Source organism: Sorangium sp. So ce385 (assembly GCF_051474135.1).
GTDB lineage: Bacteria > Myxococcota_A > Polyangia > Polyangiales > Polyangiaceae > Sorangium > Sorangium cellulosum_D.
Map to the genome: position 1 here is coordinate 4,919,951 of NZ_CP150337.1, position 25,233 is coordinate 4,945,183.

Here is a 25,233-nt window from a genome sequence, read left to right on the forward strand (position 1 = left end):
AATCCGGCCGGGGAGCCGGCGGGGAGGGGGGTCAGAGGGTCTCGAGGTAGGCGACCAGATCGTCGATCTGGTCGGCGCTGAGGTGAGACGTCTTGCCGTGCAGGTCGCCGCCGCCGCAGGCGGTGTTGGTGAACCGGTCCCGCAGCGTCGGGGCGCACCCGTCGTGCATGAAGGGCGCGCGCGCGCCGATGCGGACCAGCGACGGGACCTGGAAGGCCTTGCCCGTGCCGACATCGAACGACTGGTTGTTCGTGAGCTGGGCGCCCGCGTGGCAGCGCGCGCAATCCACGGCCTTGTCGTGGAAGAGGGCTTCGCCGCGCGCCACGGCGTTCTGGTCGGGCACCAGCGACACCGGCGGCGCCGGGAGGCTGTCGATCCACCGGGCGAAGAGGTTCACCCGGCGCGGCCCCTGGTGCACGCCGCCCATGCGCCGCTCGAACACCTCGTCCATGATGGCCTCGATGCCCGACATGTCGCCGTCCCAGTGGAACGGCGCGGTGTTGAGGATCCCGCCGCTCATGAACTGGGTGCGCCGAGGGCCGATGGGGTTGAAGACCCACGTGTGGCCGTCCTCGCCGCCTTCCGGATGGCACGACGCGCAGGCCATCGGGCCGGACTCGTTCCTGTGGAACATCTCGTGACCGGTGTCTCTCCGGCTCTCGCCGGGGAGCGTGATGACGCGGTTGCTGGAGATGCCAGGGGTCCCGAGCACGTGGATGGCCGCGGGCTCGCGCGTCTGCACGATCACCGCGCCGCCGGCGAACGCGACGGCGGTGGGCTCGCCGTCCACCGCCACCCGCTGCTCCGCATCGATGCAGGTCCCCTCGCCGTTGTTGAAGCCCGCCCCGTCCCCGAAGTCCATGATCGCGTTCGCGTTCAACATCGTCGAGGTGGTGATGAGGACCTCGCTCCTGCCTGCCGCGACGACGGCGTACGACATGCCGTCGGCCGACACCGCGAGATCGACCGGGAGGGTCGCGGACGGGAAGGCCGGGGAGATCCTCGGGCGCTCGGTGGTGCCGGCGACCCCGACCTCCGTCACCGTGCTGTGCACGATGCTCCCGTCGCACCCGCCGGAGCTGTAGCCCCCCTCGACGACCTCGACGGGCGCGACGAGGGCGCGCTGATGCACGACCGCGACGCCGCCGGACGGCAGGCCGACCGTCCGCCAGGCGACGGTCGGCGCGAACTCCTGCCCGAACAGGTTGAAGTGCGGGAGCTTCTGCCGCTCCGCGACGCTGCCGTCCGCGTTGACGGTGAGCAGCTCGGTCGAGCGGAACTTGCTGACCAGGAGGCGATCCCCGTCCACGACCACGTCGCGCAGGTCGCGGTCGAGCTGCAGGTGGCGCGTCGCGGCTCCGCGGGCCGCCGGGAGCGTCATGAGCTCGCCGCCGAGGCACGCGACGTGGAGCGCGTCGGTCCTCGCGTCGTACGCGATCCCCCTCGGGGCCGGGCACACCGCGCGCCGGCCGACGATCTTCCCGCTGTCCGCGTCGATCGTGACGACCGCGCCGCCGCGGCGGAGCGCGACGTGGAACCGCCCCGCGGCGTCCTCCACGACCCGGCCTGGCTCGTCCCCCTTTTCCAGGGCGATCTCCGCGATCAACCGCTGTCCCTCGAGATCGACGACCCACACCCGGTCGCGGTCCGGGTCCGCGGCGACCGCCCGCGCGGCGCTCTTGCTCACGGCGAGCGTCCCGCCGCTGATGGCGGGGGGCGGCTCCGCCGCGATCGCGACGCTGCTGGGATCATCGACCTGGGGGGGCTCGTCCTCACCGAGCTCCCATGGTGCGCAGGCGGCAAACGATGATGCGGTCGCGAGGATGGCGAGCATCGGGGAGAAGCTGCGGCGAGATGCAAGCAGTCTATGCATGTGAGGCCCTCCGGTCGCCGCCAAGCAAGATGGCGGCCACTTGGTGAGATGTTCTTCCATTCGATAGTGCGCCGCAATAAGCGTTGCCTCCGGGGGAGCGACGGATTTCTGCCATCCAAAGAGCGCGTGTGGACGGTGCGATCGGTCTTTGGGACGCGGGGCTCCCTCCCGGGAGTCGGCCGTCATGTCCCGGCTGTCCTGGCCCATTGCGGCACGGCATGACGAACACGTCAGACCACGGCGCCCGCGCGGTCTTGGCCCGCGCGGGCACCTCCTCGGGTTCATGCGCGCTTGCGCGGCGACACGCGCCGTGCGCCGAGCGCGCCGGCTGCCCGGTCACGTTCGCGCGAGGGCGAGGCGAGCGATCGCCGAGGCGTGATGCGCGCGATCGCCTGCGATCTTGACGGGTGCTTTCACCGCCCATAAGTGACCCACCGGTCATGAAAAGCACCGCACCCTCGTCTCGACGCAGCATCTCGCTGGCCTCGACGCTCGCCGGGCTGCTCGCCCTCGGGCTCATCGCACCGCCCGCCGCGGCGCAGCAGGCCGCCCCGCCTCCGGCCGCTCCGCAGCCCGCGCCCGCGCCACCCGCTGCCGGTCAGCCGCAGCCCCCCCAGGCTCCCGTCGCTGCGGCGCAGCTGCCGGCGCCGAAGGCCGATCCGCTCGCCACCGCGCTCGCCCCCCAGCCGGGAGGGCTGACGCCGGACGAGTTCGCGAAGATCGCCCTGCAGACGCACGCGTCGCTCCGCGCCAAGCAGGCCGAGCTCAGGGCCGCGTCCGCGCGGGTCGACCAGGCGGCGGTGAACTTCTTTCCGCGCATCACCCTCACAGGCAGCTACATGCGCCTGTCCGAGGTGGAGCAGGACCCGCAGCTGGCGCAGTTCGGCCTGGGCGCGCAGATCCTCAACCAGTATTCGCTGTCGGCGAGCCTGGCGGTGCCCATCTCGGACTACGTGCTCCGCATCTCCCAGGGATACGCGGCGGCGTCCCACTCCGAGACCGCGAAGAAGCTCGAGGTGCAGGCCGAGGCCCTGAAGATCGCGGCCGACGCGAAGATCTCCTTCTTCAACTGGGTGGGGCTGAAGGGGCTGGTCGTCGTCCGGGACGAGGCCGTGTCCCAGGCGAAGGCGCACCTCGTGGACGCGCAGCGCACGTTCGAGGTGGGGCTGCTCTCGCGGGCAGACGTGCTCCGTCTCGAGGCGCAGGTGGCGAACGCAGAGCAGCTGCTCACCGAAGCCCAGGCGACGCTCCTCGTCGCCGACGAGCAGGTCCGGATCGCGCTCGGAGCGGCGGCGCAGGGCAGGCCGCTCACGGTCGGGATCGACGTCATGACCGGCAGCGTCGCCGCGCAGCCGCCGACCCAGCCGCTCCCCGCGTTGCAGGAGGAAGCGTTCTCGAAGCGGCTGGAGATCCGCGCCCTCGACGAGACGCTGTACTCGCTCAAGAAGTCGGAGCAGCTCACGCGAGCCGGCTACTTCCCGCGCCTCGATGCGGTCGCCGACGTCACGTACGCGAACCCCAACCAGCGCATCTTCCCGGCGCGGGAGGAGTTCGACCTGACGTGGGCCGCCGGCGCCCGCGCCACGTGGGTCCTCAACGACATCGCGACGACCGCGGCGGCCTCCGCCGAGGCGAGCGCCCGGACGGCGCAGGTCGCGGAGCAGAAGGCCGTGCTGCGCGACGGGCTCCGGATGGAAGTGGCCCAGGCCTACACCGACGTGAGCAAGGCCGCGCGCAGCATCGAGACCGCGGAGCGGCAGCTCGCGGCGGCCCTCGAGGCGATGCGCGTCAAATCGGAGCTGTTCCGGGCCGGGCGCGCGACGAGCACCGACCTCGTGGACTCGGAGAGAGAGGTCACGACGGCGCGGCTGCTGCAGCTCAACGCGCGCGTCGGGGCGCTGGTCGCGAAGACCCGGCTGGACCACGCCCTCGGGCGCGACGCGAACGTCGCGAAATGACCGCACCGCGCGCGTCGTCTTCGCTTGCGCGGCTCACCCGGCCGGAGTAGGGAAGGCGTGCGCCGCTGCAGCGCGGGTTCCTGCGGCGCTTCCGCGGGCACCGCCCGCACTCTCCCTCACCGGCCGAGGCAGCGCGTCCACGGTGCGCGCCCGGTCCGCCCGTCATGACGGAGCTTGCGCTCATCCTCAGCGGCGGCCTGATCGGGCTCGCCTTTGCGGTCTACCTCGCTCGCTGGGTCGTCGCGCGCCCCGCGGTCGAGCCCGAGATGCAGCGGGTGGCCGCGATCATCCAGGGCGTCGCCGAGGCGTATTTTCGCCGCCAGAGCAGCGTGATCGCCGCGGTCTCCGCGATGCTCGGCGGCGCCATCTTCCTCGCGTACGGCCTGCTCCGGAGCGCCGGGGAGAAGAACCCGGTCCCGGCGCTGGAGCTCGGGGTCTGGCTGACGCTCTCGTTCGCGGTCGGCGCCGCCAGCGCCGTCGCCACGGGCCGGGTCGCCACCTGGATCGCGCCCCGCACGAGCGTGCGCGCGGCGAGCGGCGCCCGCCGCTCCCTCGACCTCGCCCTGCAGATCGCCCTGCGCGGGGGGGCCGTGTCGGGGCTCTTCGTCGTCGGCATGAGCCTGCTCGGCCTCGGCGGCCTGTTCGCCGCGGTCCTCGCGTTCCGCGGCGGCTTCGGGGCCGAGCCGGCCGAGGCGCTCGCGCTCGCGCCGACCATCCCCTGGGTCATCGCCGGTTATCCGCTCGGCGCCTCCTTCGCCGCCCTGATGGCGCAGCTCGGCGGCGGCACCTTCTCCAAGGCGGCCGACCTCGGGGCCGACCTCGCCGGCGCCGAGGTCGGCCTCGACGAGGACGACCTGCAGAACCCGGCCACGATCGTCGACCTGGCCGGCGATACCGTCGGAGACTGCGCCGGGCGCGCGGCCGGCGTCTTCGCCTCGACCGTCGCGGAGAACGCGGGCGCCATGGTGGTCGGCGCCATGCTCTTCCGCAACAACGCTGGGCTCCCGAGCGCCCTCGCCGTCGTGCTCTTCCCGCTGGTCAGCCGCGCGTTCGGCCTCATCGCCACGCTCTTCGGCGTCATGGTCGTCAAGACCGACGACCGCGAGGACGCCTTCAACGCCCTGCTGCGGGGGCTCTACGTCACGGCCATCCTGCACGCCGTCGGCATCGCCGGGGCCGCCAAGTGGCTGCTCGGCGCCCACTGGGTCGTCTTCTTCGCGTGCGGCGTCCTCGGCATCGCCACGGGCATCGGCGTGCTGCACGTGACGCAGTACTACACCGAGCAGCGGCACCGCCCGGTGCGCGAGCTCGCCGAGGCCGCCCGCAGCGGCTCCGCGATGGCGGTGCTGCGCGGGCTCGCCATCGGCCTCGAGAGCTCGGTGCTCCCGCTCCTCGTCGTCGTCGGCGCGACCTTCGGCTCGTACCAGCTCGGCGCCCGCTCCGGGCTCGCCGGCGGAGGCCTGTTCGGGACCGCGGTCGCCACGATGGGGATGCTCGGCACCGCGGGCTACGTCCTCGCCATGGATGCGTTCGGCCCCATCGTGGACAACGCGGGCGGCATCGTCGCCGTGACGGTCGCCCGCGAGCGGCCGGACGTGCGCGGGCGGACGCTCGTGCTCGATGCGGTCGGCAATACGACCAAGGCGCTCACGAAGGCGTACACGGCGGGCGTGGCCGCGCTCGCCTCGCTGCTGCTCGTCGCCGGCTACCTCGACGAGTCCCGGCGGCGCGCGCTGACGTCGAGCGCGCCGAGCAGCGGCGAGACGGCCGCGATGGTCGTGCGCCTCGACCGCCCCGAGGTCTACCTCGGCGCGCTGGTCGGGATCCTCCTGGTCTTCTGGCTGGCCGGCCGCTGTATCCGGAATGTGCTCCAGGCCGGCCGCCGCGTCCTCGACGAGGTGAAGCGGCAGGCCCGGGCCCGGCCGCCGGGCTTCGTCGGCGACCACGAGCCGTGCGTCGAGATGGTCTCCCGGGCGGCGCTGCGCCATATGATCGCGCCGGCCCTCGTCACGGCGGTGGCGCCCGTCGTCGTGGGACTTGCCTTGCGCTTTGCAAGGACGGAAGATAATCCTCTGGTCGCGGCGGATTCAGTCGCGGCCCTGATCATGGCCGGGACGGTCGCAGGCGTCCTCGGGTCGCTCTTCTTAGGGAATACCGGGGCGATCTGGGACAATGCGAGGCAGTACATCGCGACCGGCGCGCACGGTGGGCGCTACCTCGTCGACGAGACGGGGGCGCGGGCGGACAACCCCACCTACGGCGCCGCCGTCGTGGGCGACACGATCGGCGATCCTCTCAAGGACGCGGCCGGTCCTGCGATCCACGTGCTCATCAAGATGCTCCCCGCCGTGATCATCGTGTTCTTGCCGTTCTTCATCTGATGACGGTTCTTCATCCAGCGGGATCCGCCAGGGGTCCCGTCCACCCGACCCATCCCGGCGAATTGCCGCCGCATGTATCCCGAGCCCACGACGTGCCGCCTCCGATCTCCGACGCACTCTCCACCCTCAGCGATCGTGGCCTGCGAAGGCTCCTTGGCGCCCGCACCTTCCTCCGCGGGCTGGAGTACTTTCGCCGCCGCGTCGTCGAGGACATCTCCATCAACGAGACGATGGCGAGCGGCACCGTCCGCGCCGCCGACTCCGAGCCGTATCCGGTCAAGGTCGAGCTCTCACCCGATGGAATCCAGTCCCAGTGCTCCTGTCCGGCATTCCAGAAGGCCGGACAGCATTGCAAGCACGTCGCGGCGCTGCTCATCAGCATCCGCGACCAGGCCCGAGGCGCGCAGCCCCGGCGCGAGCCGCCGATCCCGGCGCTCGTCCCGCAGACCGCCCACGCCGGCGGGGACGCCCTGAAGCGCGTGCGCAGGCGCGACCGCCGCGGGCGGCTGGCGATCACGCCGCCGGTGCCCGTCCCGACCGTCGTCGGCACCCACGGGCCGCCGGGCTCCGCCGTCACCCTCACGGCGCCGGTCCTCGACGCCACGGCCAAGCAGACCGGGATCGGCGCCTGGCTCCCGCCCGAGGGGGTCACCGGGGCCCGCCGCGTGGAGTTCCGCCTCCACGTGCGCCAGGGGGCGCTGACCGTCACCGTCCTCGACGCCGAGGCGCGCGTCCCGGTGCTGCCGTCCGCGGCGCTCGCCTGGCAGGCGCTCTACCCGACGCCCGACCGCGACGCGCTCCGGCTGCTCGCCCGGTTCGAGAGCGGCAACCCGCGCCACCCCGCCGTCGACATCCGCGGCGAGGACGTGGCCGAGCTGCTCCCGCTCCTGGAAGGCCAGCGCGTGCTCCTCGAGCCCGCGCTGATGCAGCTCCGCTTCGGCGAGGACAGCCTGCGGCCGCGCTTCGATCTCGAGACCGTCGGCGGCGACACCATCATCGTGAAGGCGAGCTTCGAGCGGGTGAACGACAAGCGCCGCTTCTCGCTCCTGCAAGGCGGGTGGTTCGAGGGCTGGCCGGGCTGGCACATCGACACGCAGGAGGGGCTCGCGCGCCGCATCGACAAGCGCGTCTCCCCCGCGGCGATGCGCCGCCTGCTCCGCTCGCCGACCATCGGCGAGCCGATGAGCGAGCTGCCCCGCATCATCATGCAGGGCCTGCCCAAGATCGCCCTCGAGGTCGGCGCCGAGCTGCCCGACCTGAACCAGATCGCCGAGGTCGTCGACCTCGTGCCCACGTTCCGCATGCGCGCGGGCGGCTCGCTGATCGAGGCGCGCGTCACGCTGTTCGCCGCGTACGGCGACGCGGAGGTCGCCGTGCGCGCCGACGGCATCTCGCCGCCGGTGCTCGTGCAGCCGCCCGAGGAGGGGATGAAGCGCGCCCGCTGCATCCGCGTGGACATCGCCGCGCAGCAGGAGGCGGCGAGCAAGCTGCTCGCCCTCGGGCTCAAGCCCGACGAGACCGGCCAGGGCTTCATCGCGAACGGCGATCAGGCGCTCACGTTCTGGACCGAGGGGCTCGCCGAGCTCCCCGACGACTGGGACCTCTTCGTCCCCGAGGATCTCGTCGACACGCAGGTGCGCAGCAGGCCCATCGGCGTCTTCGCCAAGGTCACCTCGGGGATGGACTGGCTGAACGTCAAGCTCAGCTTCGAGAGCGAGGGCGTCGGCGTCGATCGCGACGAGCTGCGCCGCTGCCTCGCCGAGGGCAAGCGCTACGTCCGCCTCGAGGACGGGTCGTTCGCCGCGTTCGATCCGGACGCCGTGCGCGCGATGCTCGATCGCGAGGTCGAGCTGATGATGGCGGCCGGCAGGAACGGCCGGCTGCCGCTCGCGCAGGCGGGCCGGGTGCACGAGCTGCTCCAGCACGCGAGCGGATCGAACGTGACCGCCTCCGCGCGCGAGCTCTTCCACAAGCTCAGCAACATCGACGAGATCGGCAGCACCAAGCGGCCCCGGAACCTGAAGGCGACGCTCCGCCCCTACCAGGAGGCCGGCCTGTCATGGCTCAAGTTCATCCATGACATCGGCTCCGGCGGCGTGCTCGCCGACGACATGGGCCTCGGCAAGACGGTCCAGACGATCGCCCTCCTGCTCGCCGTCAAGCAGGAGGAGAAGCACATGCGCGCGCTGATCGTCGCCCCGACGAGCGTCGTGACGAACTGGGAGCGCGAGCTCGCCCGGTTCGCGCCGTCGCTCTCGGTGGCCCTGTGGCACGGCGCCGATCGCAAGGACCAGATCGACGAGGTCAAGGCCGCCGAGGTGGTGATCACGAGCTATGCGCTCCTCCGGCGCGACGAGGATTTCCTCGCGCAGCTCGACCTGAGCTACGCCATCCTCGACGAGGCGCAGCACATCAAGAACCCGATGAGCGCCACCGCCGCCGCCGCCAAGCGGCTCCGCGCGAAGCGCCGGCTCGCCCTGACGGGCACGCCCATCGAGAACCGGCTGTCGGAGATCTGGTCGATCTTCGACTTCGTCTCGCCGGGCCTGCTCGGCTCGCTCGACAAGTTCGAGGCCCGCTTCTCGCGGCCGATCGAGGCGGGCGACTACAAGACCGCGCAGCGCCTCCGCGCCGCGATCCACCCGTTCATCCTGCGCCGCACGAAGCAGGAGGTGGCGAAGGATCTGCCGGAGAAGATCGAGATGGATCAGATCTGCGATCTCACCGGCGAGCAGCGGGCGCTGTACCTGCAGGTCGCGCGCGAGGTGCGGGCGCAGGTCCTCGGCGAGGTCGAGCGCGTCGGCCTCGCGAAGAGCCAGCTGCAGATCCTCGCCGGCCTCACCCGCCTGCGGCAGGCGGCCTGCGATCCTCGGCTGCTCGGGTTGCCGCGCGAGTTCGGCGACGACGACTCGGGCAAGCTCGTCGCGGTCCGGGAGCTCATCGCGAACGCGGTCGAGGGCGGGCACAAGGTCCTCGTCTTCAGCCAGTTCGTGATGATGCTGAAGCTCATCGAGAAGGCGATGAAGGAGGACGGCGTCGCCTACGAGTACCTCGACGGCTCCACGAAGGATCGGCCGGAGCGCGTCGAGCGCTTCCAGAGCGACCCGAGCGTGCCGGTCTTCCTCATCAGCCTCAAGGCGGGCGGCACCGGCCTGAACCTCACGGCGGCGGACACGGTGATCCACTTCGATCCGTGGTGGAACCCGGCCGTCGAGCAGCAGGCCACCGACCGCGCCCACCGCATCGGGCAGACGAAGGTGGTCACCGCCTACCGGCTCATCGCCGCGGGCACGATCGAGGAGAAGATCCTGCTGCTCAAGGACAAGAAGCGCCAGCTCGTCGCCTCGGTCCTCAGCGAGGACGCGGGCGGCGCCAAGAAGCTCACCAAGGCCGACCTGGAAGAGCTGTTCGCGGTGGACTGACCGGTCCGCGGCGCGCTCCGGGGGGAGCGCGCCGCTCGCGAGGGGAGCGCGCCGCTCGCGAGGGGAGCGCGTCGCTCGCGAGGGGAGCGCGTCGCGAGCGCGCGAGGGCCGGGAAACCGGCGGCGCGCTTCCCGGAAGGGCAGGGGGGCGGCTTACTGCTTGCTGCCGCTCAGGACCATCAGGTGGTACTTGCCGAACTCGCTCTGCCCGAGGGTGAACATGACCTCGATCAGCAGGCGGTACGGCGTGGTGGCGTCGGCCACGATAATCGCCTCGGACGACGAAGGATCGAGCCCCTTCGCGGCGCGGATGGCCTTGTCCGTCTCGCGCGCGTGGGACAGGGCGTTCGCGAGCGGCACGATGTAGAGATCGTTCGGTCCGCTGCGCTTGTACTTCGCGTCGACGCCGGACTGCGCGAGCTGCTCGCGGTTGGGCAAAAGGACGATCGGGGTCGGATCCTCGCCGACCAGGATCTGCGACTTCGAGACGATGACCACCACGCCCTCCTGGGAGGGCTCGGACTGCATCACCGACTTCGGCAGGGTGAGGTCCTTCGACTGCGGGATGGATGCCGCCGACGACCCCACGCTCTTCAGCAAGAAGACGAGGATGATCGTCATCAGGTCGAGCATCGCCGTGATGTTCAGGAAGTCGATCTCCGGCTCCCGCCGGTTCCTGCGGATCGCCTTCCGGAGGGCCGCCTTGTAGCGGACGATGCTCGCCTTCGGCCGGGGCGGGGGCGGGGGGGGCTGCTCGGCGCTCATCGGGCGACTCCGAAGTGGACCTCCGGGAACAGCTCCTCCCCCGCGTCGCTCCTCAGCGCGTCCATCACGTCGATGATCGTCTTGTAGTCGATGCCCGGGTTCGCCGTGATCGTCACCTGCGTCTCCTCTTTGAACTCGGGGCGGGCGTTCTTGAGGCGCTTCGCGCACGCCGTGAGGGCGGGGAAATCATAGCTGTCGTTCGTCGTCTTCGGCACGGTGACCCCGCTCCCCACGTCCTGGCAGCCGGTCGCGATGTTGCCGCTCGACGTCTTCAGCGAGATCCCCTGGCTGGTGATGAACGCGGACAGGTTCAACGCCTTGCTGGAGAGCTCGCTGCGCACCTTGCCCCCGCCGATGGAGGGCGGCGTCGTGTCGATCGACGACACGAATGTCACCGAGACGCTGGCGAGCACGAAGATGAGGATGTTCGTGATGATGTCGAGGTACGGAACGACGTTGAGCTCGCCGGCCTCCTCCCCGGCTTCGGGCTCCTTGGGCTGCGAGAGGCGCCGGATCTTCGATCGCTGCGCCGAGCTGAGCGGGACGTCTTGCGGGTCCGCCATGGGCTAGTAGCCAGGCTTGCTGCTGATCGTGAGCAGGTTGAAGACGCGCTCCGTGGTCGCCTCCAGATCGTGCTGGATGTTCTTGGAGCGGGTGTGGAGGATGACGTGCGCGATCATGCACACGACGGCGATCGCGAGGCCGAACGCCGTGTTGTACATGGCCTCCGCGATGCCGTTCGAGAGCATCCGCTGCTTGTCGGCCTGCGAGAGGCCCTGGGCGGCGATGGAGGCGAAGGTGTTGATCAGGCCGGAGACCGTCCCGATGAGGCCGATCAGCGTCGCGATGTTCGCGAGCGACCAGAGGGCGCCGATGCGCTTCTCCACGGCGGGCTTGAGCTCGGACAGCTTCTCGCTGAGGGCGGCGTCGATCTCGTCCGCGCCCTTGTTCGCGTGGGTCAGGCCGGCCTTCACGAGCTGCAGGATCGGGTAATCGCTGGCGTCGCAGAGCTTGATGGCGCGATCGATGTTGCCCGCGGCCACCAGCTTCTTGACCTGAGCGAAGAACTCCTTGGAGTTCACGCGGTAGCGTCCCAGCTGGAACGCCGTCCGCTCGATGATGATCGTCACCACGACCGCCGAGACGACCAGGTTCGCGATCAGGAAGGTCGGATTGTGCTTGATGGCCTCCCACATCCCGCCTTCGCCACCACCCTCGGCCGCCAACATCAGCAGATGACGCATCCTCGAAGTCCCTTTCTCAGCGTCGTCAGAAGCCCGACAATCTCTAGGCGCGGCGACTATAACTGCCGCCCGATCCCGTGCGCAAGCTCGGCGATGCGGCCGCGCCGGGGGGCGAGAGCCCGGGATCGCCGCAAATCCCCGCAGAACCAGCGGTGCCTCTCGCGGCGAGCGCGCCGGCCGCGGCGCGGCGGCGCGGGTCGATCGAGGCCGGAGGGGTACGGAGCTCCCTGACTCGCCCCCGTCGCCGGCGCCCGGCCAGGCGGCCGTGCTCTACCGATCCAGCGCTCGCTCGCTCGTTGAGTCACTGCGCATCCTCTCGGGGTAATGCCCCTCGCACTGCCGCGGTGCGCTGTCGCGCCGTCGGCCGTCGGCCGCCGCGCCGCGCGCTGCGTCTCCCCAGGCTTCGCGGGATCCGCTGCGGGCCGGCGCGCGGCGCGCCCGGCGAATGGTGACATAACCCTGCGATTGTTGTAAAGTTTTGCCCGCATCAGAGCGCTCACGTGTGGCCAAATCTCTCTTGACGGCGCCGGGTCTCAATCGCGAAGATGCGCGAGTCCCCCGGGTGCATCGGCGTAGCTTGGCCGGATGGCGGCACGCTCTGCGGTGAACGGGGAGCCGCGCCCAGAGCCATCACGGGCCCCTGGCGTGACGACGCGAAGTCAGTCTTGGACGACAGGTGGGAGAGCTGGGACGGCGCCGGGCGCCGGGACCAGAAGAGACGATCAGGACTCTTGCAGAGGTCAGCGCCGCTCGGCTAGCGTCCCGTGGGCATCTCGCCAGAGAGCGACAGGAGCAAGCCGTCCACGGCCAGCGCCGCCAAGCAAATAGGCCTCTCATCCGTTCTTACGTGTGAGTGAAAGACTGCCGCCCCTCGGCAACACGAGTCTGACATAGGGAACCGATCGAGTTGCGCGAAACCTCATCCCGGGGACGCGAGGCGAACTGGAGGACAGAAGCAATGCACGGAGCGTATGAAGCTTTCAAAGAGGGTGGGTGGGGCATGTGGCCCATCCTGTTCTGGTCGATCCTGACGATCGGCATCATCGTCGAGCGCGCCCTCTACCTGTTCGGCTCGTCCATCAACAAGGACGTCTTCCTCGCGACGATGCAGAAGTGCATCCTGGCGGGCGATGTCGCCAAGGCTGTGAAGATGTGTTCCGCGGCGAACGCCCCGCTGGCCCGCATCGTCCAGGCCGGTCTCGTCAAGGTGAACCGTCCGGACGAGGAGGTCCAGGCGGCGATGGACGAGGCGGCTCTCCGTGAGCTGCCGAAGATCAGCGCGCGCACCTCCTACCTCGCCCTGCTCGCGAACCTCGCGATGCTCTCCGGCCTGCTCGGGACCGTGACGGGCCTCATCAAGTCCTTCGGCTCCGTCGCCGGCGAGTCGGTCGACCCGAGCCAGAAGGCCCGCGTGCTCGCCCTCGGCATCTCCGAGGCCATGAACTGCACCGCCTTCGGTCTCGGCGTGGCGATCATCGGCCTCATCGGCTTCGCCGTGCTCAACGGCAAGACGCAGCACATCGAGGACGACATCAACGAGGCATCGGTGCAGATCCTCAACCTCGTCGTCGCGAACCGCCAGAAGGTGAATGTCGCAGCGGTCGGTCAGGCGGCTGCCTGATGGTCCTCGGCGGGCCCAGGTCGTCGAGCGCGTCCCGCGCGCTTCCGCCTGGGCCCGCTCTCGCGCCTCGAAGCCCCGTGCGGCTCGCGCCGGCGGGGCCCCGGGAACTTCAGAAGAGCGACGAAGTCAGACCCAGCATGGTGGCCCTCCGCGAGCTGCGAGCAGGGTGTTCCCGCAACAACTTGGATAAGTGAGCTCCGGCTCACGTTGGGAAGGCAATATGGGCGGCGTAGACGTCGGCGACGGTGGCGGCAAGAAGCGGTCGACGAACAGCGATATCAACATGATCCCGTTCATCGACCTGCTGATGGTCACGATTGCATTCCTGTTGATCACGGCGGTCTGGGTCACCAACTCACGGATGAACGCGGACGCCCAGGTCCCTGGCCCGCCCGATCCGAACAAGGAGCTCACCCCGCAGACGCCGGAGAAGGTGCTGAACCTGCACATCGGCGAGAGCGAGTTCGGGCTCGTGTGGAAGCAGGGCGCGACCGTGGTCAACGAGGTCAAGGTGAACAAGGCGCCCGTCGAGCTCGGCGACCCGAGCTCCAAGATCATCCGCTACCCGGAGCTGGCGAAGCGGATCGAGGAGGAGTGGAAGACGCACGGCGGCCACCGCGATCCGAGCGACAAGAAGCTCGACCAGGCGATCCTCCACACCGACAACCGCACGCCCTTCAAGGAGATCGTCGCGGTGCTCGACGCGCTCTACGCGCCGAAGCGCGAGATGAGGCTGCCGGAGGGGAACAAGCAGGTCCCCGTGTTCAACATGACGTTCTCGGTCCGCTGAGGCAGGAGCGCGCACATGGATAGGTTCAATCCGAAGCACCACAAGAACCCCCACGCCCACGTGATCCATCAGCCGGGCCGCCGGCTGATGAAGGGCGTGCCGCTGCGGTTCGTGTGGAACAAGGTGTCGGGGCACGGCGCACGCAGCCCGAACGCTGGGCTCAACCTCGTGAGCTTCATCGACTTCCTCGTCGTGACCGTGATCTTCCTCCTGATGTCCTTCTCGGCGTCGGGCGAGATCGCCGTCGACAAGAACGTCAAGCTCCCGAAGGCGGAGAACGTCGAAGACGTCATCGACGCGCCGATGGTGGCGGTGAACGGCAACCAGATCCTCGTCGACGGCGCCCTGGCCGGGTCGACGCGCGCGATCGAGGAGCTCGGGCGCCTCCAGAAGATCGACGAGCTCTTCAACCTGCTCAAGAACAAGCGCGAGCTGTGGAAGCAGGTGCAGCCGAACAAGCCGTTCCCGGGCGTGTGCATCCTCCAGGTCGATCAGAACGTGCCCGCGCTGGTCGTGAAGAGCGTGTTCCAGACCGCGGCGTTCGCCGGTTACCCGAACGTCAGCTTCATGGTCAGCAAGCTCCCGAAGTCGCAGTGATCCTCGCTTCTTGACCTATCGAGCACAGAAGGAAGGGGCGCGCTGGGCGATGCCCGGCGGCCCCGGTCACCATCGGACGTGGTGGCAACAGCGGCGCGCTCGGCGCGGCGTTCCCCTCCGCGCAGCCCGTGTGGAGGAGGCCGCCGCGCGCGCGTGATCGTACCGGTGCCTCCTGCGTGGAGCCTCTCCTATGTCGTCTGAACAGCCGCCCCGCGAACGCGGCTTGCCTTCGGTCTACAGGGCGCGGGAAGCGCGCTCGAAGATGCGCTGGCCCCGGGGGAAGTTCTGGGGTTACACGGCGCTCGTCCTCGCGGTCTCGGCGATCCTCCACTGGAAGTGGTCCCAGGGGCAGATCGAGAGCGCACGCCAGAAGCTGATGGCGCGCCAGCGCGCGGTCGCCGTGGAGCTCGGCCCGCGCTGGTTCCCGATGCGCGAGCGCGTGGAGGGCTGGACGCTCGAGCTGGCGCAGAGCGCGGGCGCCGAGCTCGTGGATCGGGAGGCGCTCAAGGCGTGGAATTTCCGCGAGCTCGCGGGCATTTACCTGCGCCTCCGCGTGGACGAGGCGGGGAGCGTCGACGCCGTCCGCAAGAACGCGCAGCAGTCGCTGCGCGACGCGTTCACCGCGTGCCTCCTGCGCGTGCCGAACCCGAACCCGCTGGCGGGCGCGGAGTGCAAGCGCACGCGGGACTGCTCTGCGGGCGAGTACTGCAACGAGGCCGAGCGCTGCTCGCGGCCCGCGCAGCCGTTCAACCTGCGCGTCGCCTACCGGACGATGCACGTCCTCTCCGACGAGTGGGTGCGCGACGCGCAGGACGCCTCGAGCGAGCTGCGCCTGCGGCTCCTGGAGTCGAGCTTCGAGGACACGATGCGCGACGACGTGCCGCTCGCGGCGGAGCTGCTGACGCGGGCGCAGTACTACCTCCTCGTCCTCGATGAGCCGGCCGAGGGCGCGACGAGCACCGAGGCATTGCTCGGGGTGCCGCACATGGCGCGGGTCGGGGTGTGGCGGCTGTCGGACGGCAAGCCGGTGCTGCGGGTGCGCCGCGAGGCGAGCGGCCATCTCATCGGCGGAACGCCGTCCGTCGAGGGGAGCGTGCTCGAGGCGCGGCAGCGGCAGGCGAACAGCTGCGCGCTCGCCCTCGCCGTGCGCGAGGCGATGGGCGACACGACCGCGGCCGCCGCCGAGCCGCAGTGAGGCCGCGCCGGGCAGCGCGGTGAGCGGCTGAGGCCGCGCCGGGCAGCGCGGTGAGCGGCGCGCGCCCGGCAGCCCGGTGAGCGGCGCGCGCCGGCGATCAGCGCGCGCGCGCGACGATGTGCAGATCGGTGAGGTTGTGGCCCGTCGGGCCGGTCTCGACGCGCGTACCGAGGGCGCGATGCGCGGCCGCGTCGTCGAAGTGCGCGAGCGCCGCGTCGATCGCGCGGTCGTCGATCGCGGCGGCCGCAGGCCGGGCGACGACCGCGCCCGCCGCGCCGGAGCTGCCGTCGACGCCGTCGGACGCCGCGCAGAGGACCGCGACGTCCGGCGGCAAATCGCGCAAGGCCGCGAGCGCGATCCACCCCGCGCGGCCGCCGGCGCCGCGCCGGGCCGGCAGCGCGAGCGTCGGCTCGCACGGGATCACGACCGCTTCGCCCGGGGCGAGCGCGCGCGCGAGCGCGAGGCGGCGCTCGACGATCGCGCGCGCGTCGCCGTCCTCGGCCGGGGCGGCGACCGCGCGCAGCCCCGCGCCGTCGGCGAGGGCGGCCGCCACACGCTCGGCGAGCTTGTCCGGATCGGCGAGCACGCGCGCCTCGACGAGGCGCGCGTCCGCTGGCTTCAGCGACTCGCTCAGCGCGGGCGCGAGCCGCGCGAGCCGAGGGGCCCGGCGGTGGAGCGCGGCGAGCGCGTCCTCCACGCGTGTCGGGTCCGGGACGGTGGGGCCCGAGCTGATGTCGTGCGGGAGCCCGCCGACGACGTCGCTCATGAGCAGGGTCAGCACGCGCGCCGGCGCCGCCGCGGCGGCGAGCCGCCCACCCTTGATCCGCGAGAGGTGCCGGCGAACGAGGTTGACCTCCTGGATCGGGGCGCCCCCTTCCAGGAGCGCCGCCACGAGGGCCTGCTTGTCCGCGAGGGACACGCCTTCGGGCGGCGCCGCGAGCAGCGCCGAGGCGCCGCCGGAGATGAGCGCCAGCAGGAGATCGTCGGGCCCGAGCGCGGCCGCCGAAGCGAGCGCTGCCTCGGCCGCGTCCACGCTGCGCGCGTCGGGGATCGGGTGCGCCGCGCGCATCAGGCGCAGCGGGCGCAGCGCGGCCTCCTCGGGGTCGGCCGGCGCGACGTGCGGATCGCGCGCGGAGGTCGCCGGGGCCGCCACGGTGACCGCGAGCCCTCCGGCGATGCCGTCTCCCCAGCTGCGGAGCGCGCCCCGGGCCATCCCGATCGCCGCCTTGCCGGCCGCGATCACGACCACGCGGCCGCGGCGCGCGCCGGCCTCGGCGTCGAGCGCGCGCTCGACGAGCCCCGCGGGATCGAGCTCCGCCAGCCCGGCGCGGAACGCCGACACGAGCGCCGCGCGCAGCGCGTCGAGCGCGGCGCTCAACGGCCCTCCGCGCCGGCCTCGCTTCGCCTCGCCGCCACCTGGGCGGGGGCGCGGTCGCCGGCGTCGACGATGTGGGCCGAGACGACGTGGTGCCAGCTCAGCGCGATCGACAGGAGCGCCCGCTGCTCGTCGCGCGGGCTCGCGTCGCCCGCGAGCGCCGGTCCGCCCCAGCGGAGCGCGCCCCGCACGCCGAGGAACGGGCCCGTGGCGCGGCCCAGGAGCGGCACGTCGAGCGACAGCGAGAGCTCGAGCCCGGGCTCCGACGCGAGCCCGCCGCCGGGCGGGGCCTCCCAGAACGAGCCCACGCCGAGCGCGACCGAGTCGATGAGCAGGTCGAGCCACGGCGCGCCGAGCTCGAGGTCGCTCGCGTACCGGCCGAGGAACAGCGGTTGAATGAAGACGCCGCCCGCGATCGAGCGCGCGACGGTCGCGCCCTGCGCGCCGAGCGCGTCGGTGTAGTGCGCGTACAGCCCTGCGGTCGAGAGGTAGGCCGCGGCGCCGTGCGCGCAGAGCGCCGGGCCCCCGCTCGCGAACGAGGCGCCCGCGCCCGCGCGCAGATCGAGGTCTCCGTCGAGGCGGCCGTACGCGCCGTCGCCGTCCGCGCGCACCATGCCGTCGCCGTCCGCGCGCGCCGCGGACGCCCCCGCGAGCGCCGCGAGCGCCGCGGCGCCGGCGAGCGCCCTGGCGGCGGCGCGGCGCGGGCGCGCCGGGCGGCGCGCCCGCGCGAGCTCGATCGATCCCCGTGCTGCCTGGTTCGTGGTGGTCATCAGCGTACCAGCGCCTCCCGCACCGGTTCTCGCAGCTCGGGCGCGAAGAGGATCCGGGGGCGCGTCATCGTCTCGTTGCGCAGACGTTCCAGCAAGAAGGACACCTCGGCGGGGCGCCGCGGGCGTCCTCTCGGGTAGACGACCAGGAGCGACTCGTCCTCGGCGTAGGGCGTGTCCTCGGCGACGTCGACGCCGACGTACACCTCCGGGTCGAGCCCGGCGCCCTGCGCGATCTCGCGCACGGTCGAGAGCGCCGCCGCGCGCCGCGCGTCGCGTTCGGCCGGCGTCTCGCCGGGCTCGGGGAACAGCTCGACCGACTTGAAGAGCGAGCGCGCGCGCAGGCGGCGGGCGAGATCGGACAGCACGGGATCGGACGCGTTCTCCCATGCGTGGATGGCCCCGAGCAGGACCTGATCGTCGAGCTCCAGGTACTGCTCCAGGGTGGGCATCTCGCCGACGGCCATCGCCGCGACGGCGGCGGGGACCTCGGGGATCCGGTCGCCGGCGGCGAGGCGGGCGACGACGCGCCGGAGGATGGCGCCGATCATCCACTCTGCGCTCCGCGTGGTCTTGTGGAAGTAGACCTGCTGGAACATGAAGTAGCGGGCGAGGAGGAACGACTCGATGGCGCGCATCCCCTTCGTCCCGTCGATGGCGAGCGCGGGCGCGGGCGGGGCAGAAGCGGCGCCGCCGCCGGGCATCTCCACCTGGACGTCGCTGAACCGGAGGCTGCGCAGCAGCCACGGCAGATCGTACTCGCCGTACCTCACGCCCGTCGCGTGCGCGTCGCGCAGCAGGTAGTCGCAGCGATCGACGTCGAAGGTCCCGCTCACCGCCTTGGCGAGGTACGGCAGCTCGTGTCGCCCGCCGATGAGGTCGGCCACCCGCTGGGGCAGGTACGGATCCTGGCGCACGAGCACCTGGTGCACGTCCGAGGCCGGGTCGAGCAGGATGCGCTCGGTCCAGCGCTCATGGTGGAGCGCGCCCGGCATGGCTTCCTCGAACAGATGCGAGAGCGGGCCATGGCCGAGATCGTGCAAGAACGCTGCGGCGATCGCGTCGCGCGCGCGATCGCTGGTCACCCTCTGCCAGAACGGGAGGTCGCGGTCGATCTGGCGGAACCTCGCGATCAGGAGGCGCATCACGTGAGCGGCCCCGAGCGCGTGCGAGAAGCGGGTGTGCTCGGCGCCCGGGTACGCCAGCGAGGTCAGCCCGAGCTGCCGGATCCGCCGCAGCCGCTGCACCTCGCGGGCGCCGAGCAAGCGAGGGACGATCGCCGCCTCGCCGCTCTCGAACTCGATCAGGCCGTGGACCGGGTCACGAAGGATCACGACGGTTCTCCACGCAACCCCATGGGTGCGAAGGGCGGCAGGTCACTCAGGAGCCGCCTGATGGCGCCCGGCTGCGGGCGTGTGCGCGGAGAGGAGGCCGCGCCGCTCCGGGCGTGCGGTGTGGAGCACAGCATGATGCGCATCGGACAGGGGCGGGAAATCAAGGAGGTGCGCGACGTTCCCACGCGAGCCTACGGGAAGGCAAGCGCGGCACGTCGGGGAGCGTTCCTCGCGGGCGATGGGGCGACCCGGTCGGCTCCCCCGGTGGCCATGCCGCGTGCGCGACACCGCGGCGCAGCGAGCGCGGCGCGCGACGGAATCCTCGCGGCGGCGGGCAGACACGCCGGCGCGGAATGTCGCGGTCGACGTCGAGCGTAGTGTAGCGACGTGCCATGGCCGCGCGTCGCGCGACCGCACCGGCGCATGCGCGTGCGTGCGAGGTCGTGCGATTGCGTGCGGCTCCGCCGTACGACACAAGACCTCGAGACGGCTCAGGCGGAGAGCGAAGTGGCGGTGAGCATCAGGAATCCTGAGCCGGAATCCGGCGATGGCGTTGCACGACGCCGCGAACGAGCGAACGAGAACCACGAGCACCACGAGAACCGAACGATGCGCGAACGAGAACCGAGCGAGAACGCTGCCGAGGCCCGCGACGAAATTGTGAACGGAGAAAATTGTGAACGTCGGAGGAAAGTGCTCGATTTCTTGAAGCTGGACGAGCATCCTGGTGTACGTTAGGAGGCTGGCTATTCCGCTGGTTAACGTGGGTCATCGGAACTTCGGGAGATAGGTCGAACGCATGACCACGACCAACGGACGACAGTCGGGGCGGGGGAATCCTGCAGATGAGGAGCTAGGTCGGGTGACACGCGAATCGGGAGGCATGGCGAGCAGTGATGAGGCTGAGCTCGACGAGTCGCCGAGGCGGCTCGACGCGATCCTCCGCGCCCTCCCGGAGTCAGAGCTCAAGGGCCTCATCACGCGCATGGGGATCCGCATCGACGCGGCGAAGCGCATCGACGCGCCCTCTCAGGCGGCTCGAGCGCTGGTCGGCCTCCCCGACGTGCGCGATCCGTCGCGGCTCCCGACCGCCAGCCGGGAGCTGCTCCACCGCATCGCGGAGGCCGGCGGCGTGCTCGTCGTCCCCTCGCTCCCGGCCGGGCTCGAGCCGCTCATCGCGCGCGGCGTGGTCTACGCGCGCAAGACCGACGAGGGCATCGAGCTCGTGCTCCCCGCGGCGTTCCTGGTCCAGCTGAAGAGCTGGGAGAGCGAGGACCCGCGGGCGATCCGGGCGCTGCTCGCGCAGGCGCCCTTCGAGACGATGAGCGCGATCGCGACGCACTACCTCGGCCGCCCCGCCACGCCGCCCATCGCGCTGTCCCTCGAGGTCGCCTGGGAGACGCTGAGCGATCCGGACCGGCTCCGCGAGGAGATCGATCGCCTCGCGCCGGTCGAGCGCCGCCTGCTCGAGGCGATCGAGTCCGTCGGCGGCGAGGTCGACACGCAGGAGCTGCTCGATCTGGAGCGGGAGCCGATGCGCCTCCGCAGCGCGAGCGGGGTGACGGCGAGCCGGCGCGGCGCTGGCTTCGCGCTCGAGCGCCGCGCCTTCCTCATCCCGATCCACCCGAACCGCCACGTCGTGCCGACCGAGGTCGCCGCCATCGTGGGCGCGGATCGCCGCCGGATGCGCGAGAAGCGGCGGGAGCAGATCCGGTCGTTCGTCCTCGAGGAGGACCACGCCCCGCGGCGCGCCCGGTTCGCGTCGGATCCGGGGATGCTCGCGCTGGCGCTCGCCTACTGCGTGCGCGAGCCGGGGAGCGACGTGCGCCCCGGCGTCGGCACGCCGCGGTCGCTGCTCGTCCGGCTGGGGCAGCGCTTCGGGCGGGACGTCGAGAGCGTCGCGCTCGTCGCCGCGCTGTCGCGGGCGGTCGGGCTCTGGGACGCCTCGGCCGCGTCGCCGGCCACGCCGCCCGGCTCGCTCCAGGTGCAGGAGCTGACGCCGCTCCTGTTCACGACATGGCGCCGTGGCGGCGCGTGGGATGAGGCGCGCGCCGAGCGGGAGGTGCTCCGGGTCGCGTCCGACAACCGCGACGCGAGCCCGATCGGCGCGCTCCGCGAGATGGTGCTCGACGCGCTGCACGACCTCGGCGAGGGCCGCTGGGTGCCGTGGCAGTCGCTGCAGGGCTACCTCGCGGCCGACGAGCGGATCGCCGGGGTCGAGCGGCTCGTCCGCCGCTGGGCCGAGCGCGCCTCGGTCGAGGCGCCGGAGGTCCCCGAGATCACGCGGCGGATCGCGCTGGAGTCGCTGCCGGCGCTCGGGATCATCGACCTCGGCGGGGCCGAGGACGTGGCCAGCGCGGATCTGGCGCTCCGGCTCACGCCGCGCGGGCGGGCGCTGCTCGCCGGCTCGGCGCCGAGCTCGGACAACGGCAAGAGCAAGTTCGTGGAGGCGCACGCGCTGCGCGTCGGCGCGAGCGCCAAGGTCTCGGCCGTGCTCGGGCTCTCGGCCTTCGCCGAGATCGGGCGCGTCGGCGATCAGGTCGATCTCCTGCTCACCCCGCCGTCGATCGCGCGCGCGCTGTCCGTGGGGCTCGACAGCGACGCCTTGCGCTCGCGCATCGAGGCGGTCGCTCCGCTGCCGGACACCATCTCGCGCATGCTCATCCAGGCGAGCGTCGTCATCGGCAAGGCGAGCTTCGTCGGCGCCTCCGGCTTCCTCTGGATCGAGGATCCCGAGATCCGCGAGCTGCTCCGCACGCGGAGGCCCGCGGCCGAGATGTTCGTCGATCCGTCGCCCCCCTCGGGCTTGCTGATCGAGGCGGGGGTCGATCTGGAGCGCCTCATCCGGCGCTGCCGCGCGCTCGGCGTCGAGATCGAGGCCGATCTCGGCAACCTCAAGGCCACGCGGCAGACGCCGGCGCACGGCACCGAGGGGCCGCACCGGACCTCCTCGACGGCGAACATGCGCCGCTCCCGGACCCCGCCGGCGCGCACCCGCTGAGCTCGCTGTCAACCTCCATCGACCTGGCGCGGCCGCGGGTCGATGCCGGTCCTGAGGCAGCGGCAGTGAGCGTCCGCGCCCGCTCGCCGCGGGCGCTGCGCCCGAGAAACGTCGGGGCGATGCGCCCGCGGTGCGTCATGAGCCCAGGCAGGACCTGAATCGCGCTCGCTTCCACCTCTTTCGCGCGCTCCTCCCACCTCGGAGGCATTTTTTCGCAACGCTTTGCATTCCTGCGGCGTGAGGGGAATCGCTTCGGAGAAGCGCGACGTGTATACCTTAGCTCGATGGCGCGCTCCTCTGGTGAGCCGGACTCGACCGAAGGGGAGGACTCCGTCGGCCCGGAGACGGCTGCGTTCCCGCTCGGCGCGGGGGAATCCAAGGCCGACAACGTCTACACGATCGCGCCTGGCACCGTCATTGCGCGCAAGTACCGCGTCGAGCGGACGATCGGCCGCGGGGGCATGGGGCTCGTGGTCGAGGCGCTGCACCTCGACCTCGATACGCGCGTCGCGATCAAGTTCCTGCTCCCGGAGTTCATGTCGTACACCGAGGCGGCCGAGCGGTTCATGCGCGAGGCGCGCACGGTCGCCAAGCTGCAGACGCACCACGTCGTGCGCGTGCTCGACGTCGCCGCGCTGGACAGCGGCGAGCCGTACATGGTGATGGAGCTCCTCGACGGCGTGGACCTCGCCGGCCACGCGCACGAGGCGGGCACGCTCGCGATCGGCGAGTGCATCGATCACATCGTCCAGGCGTGCGAGGCGCTCGCGGAGGCGCACGCGCTCGGGATCGTCCACCGCGATCTGAAGCCGGCGAACCTGTTCCTCACGAAGCGCCCCGACGGCGCCCCGCTCATCAAGGTGCTCGACTTCGGCGTCTCGAAGATCCTCACCGGCGACACGGGCAACGTCTCCCTCACGCAGACGACCACGATCCTCGGGTCGGCGCTGTACATGTCGCCCGAGCAAATGCGCTCGTCGAAGAGCGTCGATCCGCGCACCGACATCTACGCGCTCGGCGTGTGCCTCTTCGAGATCATCGGCGGCAGGCCGCCGTACGTCGCCGACAGCTTCCCCGAGCTGTGCGCGAAGATCTACACGTCGCCGCCCGAGGCGCTCCAGGATCTCCGCCCCGAGGTGCCGGAGGGCCTCGTCGAGGTGATCGAGAAGTCGATCGCGCGCGAGCCGGAAGATCGCTTCCAGACGATCGCGGAGTTCGTGCAGGCGCTCGCGCCGTACGCCGCGCCGGGGACGCGCACGACCATCGCGGGGATCCTCCGCCAGCACGCCGCGGAGCTCGATCTGCCTCCGCCGGCCTCGCGCGCGGCGATGTCGCGGACCATGTCGCGCGCGTCGCGCACGAGCAGCGGCGGCCCGTCGGTGACCGACAAGGCGGCGCGCACCGCCGGCTCTGCGCCCCCGGCGGAGGAAGAGGCCCCGCGCCGCGGGCGCACGCTGCTCTACGTGGGGGTGGGGGCCGTCGCCGTGGCCGTGGGCGCGTGGGGCGCGCTCTATTTCCAGCGCAGCCAGCTCGGCATCGGAGCGGGAGACCCGGCCCCCCCGGCGGCCGCGTCTGCGCCGGGAGACACCGCGACGCCCACTGATCTGGCGCCGCCGTCGCCCCAGCCGACGGACACCGCCGCCGCGACCCCGAAGGTCGTTCCCGCGGGCGATCCGGAGGCCGCCGACGCGGGCGCGAGCGCGTCGAGCGCGAGCGACGCGGGGGCAGCGGACGCGGGCGCCGCCGACGCGGGCGGCAGCGCGACCGAGGCCGCGGCCGACGGTGGGGCCGGGCCGTCCGCCGCGGGCACGGCGGCGGCGAGCGCTGCGCCGGGCAAACCGCAGCGCGGGAGCGCGGGCGGGCGAGGGCGCCCGCGCACGACGGGGGCGACCGACTCGGCGCCGGCCAGCAATCCCGAGCCGGCGCGCCCCGTCTCGACCGTGAACAGCGATCTCTCGATGGAGACGTGCTTCGCGACGATGCCCGACGGCACCAAGAAGGTCATCCCCTGCAAGTGACGCGCGCCCGCGCGTCGATCACGCCGGCATCGCGGCCGGATCCCTCAGGATGGCGCCGGTGAAGCCCGGGCGCAGGTAGAAGCCGCGCGGCAGCGCCGCGATCAGCTCGCCGTCGCGCCCGAACGCGAGCGTCCTCGCGCGCCCGCTCGCGGCCTTGGGCCGCACCTGGAGCCAGCGCCCCGCGTGCGCGGTCAGCCCCTCGACGGCGCCGATGCCGATGAGCCCCATGAGATCCTCGAAGTCCGCGCGCAGGACGCGCTCCTGCGCCTCCGTCGGGCGCCAGAGCCGCGGGGCGCCCAGCCGCCGCTCCTCGCTCGGCACGCCCGGCGCGGCGACGATCGGCACCCAGAGCACGTGGGCCAGCTTCGCGCGGGCGCGCGACGTCTCCCACTCCGCGCGATCGGCGTCCGAGAGCGAGATCGAGCAGACGAACGTCGACTCTTGCGGCGCCCCGGCCCCGTCGACGGGGATCGTCTTCAGCTCGATGCCGAGGTGGGGGAAATCGGGCCTCGACGTCGAGCCGGCGGTCGCGCCGAGCGCGCGCTCGACGAGCGCGCCGGCGGCCCCCTTCGTGCGCACGCCGCCGCGGGGCACCGCGCGCCCGAGCGCGCGCGCCAGATCCGCGAGCGTCAGGCCGGCGAGCGCGGACGCCCGGCATCGGAGCTCGGCTTCGTCGCGAGGCGGTTCCAGCGCGGGGATCAACGACGCCGCCCTTAGAGCATCGCGCGGCGCGACTCCAGCGATCCGACGCGCTCGAGATAGGTTGGCCGCCGGGGTGCGCCGGAACGTCGATGAACATCGAGCAGCGCTGACCCGGGGGCCATGGCGGCCTTGATACGCGGCCCCCCCGAACGCGCCGCCAAGAGAGAGCCTACCGCCGAAATCCGACCTTG

General features: G+C 72.0%; 18 protein-coding genes. 10 read left to right on the top strand and 8 right to left on the bottom strand.

What is annotated here, in order from left to right; genetic code table 11:
- Positions 1-31 precede the first annotated feature (31 nt).
- Positions 32-1,873 (bottom strand): cytochrome-c peroxidase, encoded by a 1,842-nt coding sequence (locus WME83_RS18055; RefSeq protein WP_437320521.1) that lies wholly within the window; start codon positions 1,871-1,873, stop codon positions 32-34.
- 440 nt (positions 1,874-2,313) lie between these two features.
- Here WME83_RS18055 and WME83_RS18060 point away from each other — a divergent pair, with 440 nt between their 5' ends.
- The 3 genes from WME83_RS18060 to WME83_RS18070 all read left to right on the top strand — a co-directional run bounded on the left by WME83_RS18060 (position 2,314) and on the right by WME83_RS18070 (position 9,634).
- Positions 2,314-3,831: a TolC family protein gene (locus WME83_RS18060; protein WP_437320522.1), complete on the top strand. Its 1,518-nt coding sequence runs from the start codon at positions 2,314-2,316 to the stop codon at positions 3,829-3,831.
- Between the two features lie 164 nt (positions 3,832-3,995).
- Positions 3,996-6,212 carry a sodium-translocating pyrophosphatase gene (locus tag WME83_RS18065; RefSeq protein ID WP_437320523.1) on the top strand — a complete coding sequence of 739 codons (2,217 nt, stop codon included), beginning with the start codon at positions 3,996-3,998 and terminating at the stop codon, positions 6,210-6,212.
- A 92-nt stretch (positions 6,213-6,304) separates the two neighbouring features.
- Positions 6,305-9,634, top strand: a complete 3,330-nt coding sequence (locus tag WME83_RS18070) for an SNF2-related protein (protein ID WP_437320524.1) — start codon at positions 6,305-6,307, stop codon at positions 9,632-9,634.
- Between the two features lie 152 nt (positions 9,635-9,786).
- Here the strand turns inward: WME83_RS18070 and WME83_RS18075 are convergent, their stop codons facing one another.
- From WME83_RS18075 to WME83_RS18085, 3 genes are read right to left on the bottom strand one after another with little or no spacing between them, the layout of a single operon-like run.
- Positions 9,787-10,398, bottom strand: coding sequence for an ExbD/TolR family protein (locus tag WME83_RS18075; RefSeq protein WP_437320525.1), 612 nt, complete (start codon positions 10,396-10,398; stop codon positions 9,787-9,789).
- A complete protein-coding gene (locus WME83_RS18080) occupies positions 10,395-10,961 on the bottom strand; it encodes an ExbD/TolR family protein (protein WP_020735579.1) in 567 nt (188 codons plus the stop codon). The genes WME83_RS18075 and WME83_RS18080 overlap by 4 nt, the downstream gene beginning before the upstream one ends.
- Positions 10,962-10,964: 3 nt before the next feature.
- Positions 10,965-11,627 (bottom strand): MotA/TolQ/ExbB proton channel family protein, encoded by a 663-nt coding sequence (locus WME83_RS18085; protein ID WP_236644648.1) that lies wholly within the window; start codon positions 11,625-11,627, stop codon positions 10,965-10,967.
- Positions 11,628-12,642: 1,015 nt separating this feature from the next.
- Between WME83_RS18085 and WME83_RS18090 the strand changes: the two genes are divergently transcribed.
- The 4 genes from WME83_RS18090 (at position 12,643) to WME83_RS18105 (ending at position 15,845) form a co-directional block, all read left to right on the top strand.
- Positions 12,643-13,263, top strand: coding sequence for a MotA/TolQ/ExbB proton channel family protein (locus WME83_RS18090; protein WP_231864858.1), 621 nt, complete (start codon positions 12,643-12,645; stop codon positions 13,261-13,263).
- A 220-nt stretch (positions 13,264-13,483) separates the two neighbouring features.
- On the top strand, positions 13,484-14,053 hold the full coding sequence (locus WME83_RS18095; protein ID WP_020735581.1) for a biopolymer transporter ExbD: 570 nt from the start codon (positions 13,484-13,486) through the stop codon (positions 14,051-14,053).
- A gap of 15 nt (positions 14,054-14,068) precedes the next feature.
- Complete coding sequence (locus WME83_RS18100) at positions 14,069-14,650, top strand: ExbD/TolR family protein (RefSeq protein ID WP_020735583.1); 582 nt, start codon at positions 14,069-14,071, stop codon at positions 14,648-14,650.
- Positions 14,651-14,912: 262 nt separating this feature from the next.
- Positions 14,913-15,845 carry a hypothetical protein gene (locus WME83_RS18105; protein WP_437320526.1) on the top strand — a complete coding sequence of 311 codons (933 nt, stop codon included), beginning with the start codon at positions 14,913-14,915 and terminating at the stop codon, positions 15,843-15,845.
- A gap of 97 nt (positions 15,846-15,942) precedes the next feature.
- On the opposite strand, the gene WME83_RS18110 is transcribed toward WME83_RS18105, so the two are convergent.
- From WME83_RS18110 to WME83_RS18120, 3 genes are read right to left on the bottom strand one after another with little or no spacing between them, the layout of a single operon-like run.
- Complete coding sequence (locus tag WME83_RS18110; RefSeq protein ID WP_437320527.1) at positions 15,943-17,223, bottom strand: DUF4147 domain-containing protein; 1,281 nt, start codon at positions 17,221-17,223, stop codon at positions 15,943-15,945.
- A complete protein-coding gene (locus WME83_RS18115) occupies positions 17,220-17,990 on the bottom strand; it encodes a hypothetical protein (RefSeq protein WP_437320528.1) in 771 nt (256 codons plus the stop codon). Before WME83_RS18115 ends, WME83_RS18110 begins: the two co-directional genes overlap by 4 nt.
- On the bottom strand, positions 17,990-19,321 hold the full coding sequence (locus WME83_RS18120; protein WP_437320529.1) for an HD domain-containing protein: 1,332 nt from the start codon (positions 19,319-19,321) through the stop codon (positions 17,990-17,992). Before WME83_RS18120 ends, WME83_RS18115 begins: the two co-directional genes overlap by 1 nt.
- 507 nt (positions 19,322-19,828) lie before the next feature.
- On the opposite strand from WME83_RS18120, the gene WME83_RS18125 reads away from it, so the two are divergent.
- From WME83_RS18125 to WME83_RS18135, 3 genes are all read left to right on the top strand, one after another.
- Positions 19,829-20,059 carry a hypothetical protein gene (locus WME83_RS18125; protein ID WP_437320530.1) on the top strand — a complete coding sequence of 77 codons (231 nt, stop codon included), beginning with the start codon at positions 19,829-19,831 and terminating at the stop codon, positions 20,057-20,059.
- 145 nt (positions 20,060-20,204) lie between these two features.
- A complete protein-coding gene (locus tag WME83_RS18130; RefSeq protein WP_061627911.1) occupies positions 20,205-22,322 on the top strand; it encodes a hypothetical protein in 2,118 nt (705 codons plus the stop codon).
- 284 nt (positions 22,323-22,606) lie between these two features.
- A complete protein-coding gene (locus WME83_RS18135) occupies positions 22,607-24,340 on the top strand; it encodes a serine/threonine protein kinase (protein WP_437320531.1) in 1,734 nt (577 codons plus the stop codon).
- A gap of 18 nt (positions 24,341-24,358) precedes the next feature.
- Here WME83_RS18135 and mutH read toward each other — a convergent pair whose 3' ends face one another.
- Positions 24,359-25,042, bottom strand: a complete 684-nt coding sequence (gene mutH / locus WME83_RS18140; RefSeq protein WP_129575458.1) for a DNA mismatch repair endonuclease MutH — start codon at positions 25,040-25,042, stop codon at positions 24,359-24,361.
- Positions 25,043-25,233 lie beyond the last annotated feature (191 nt).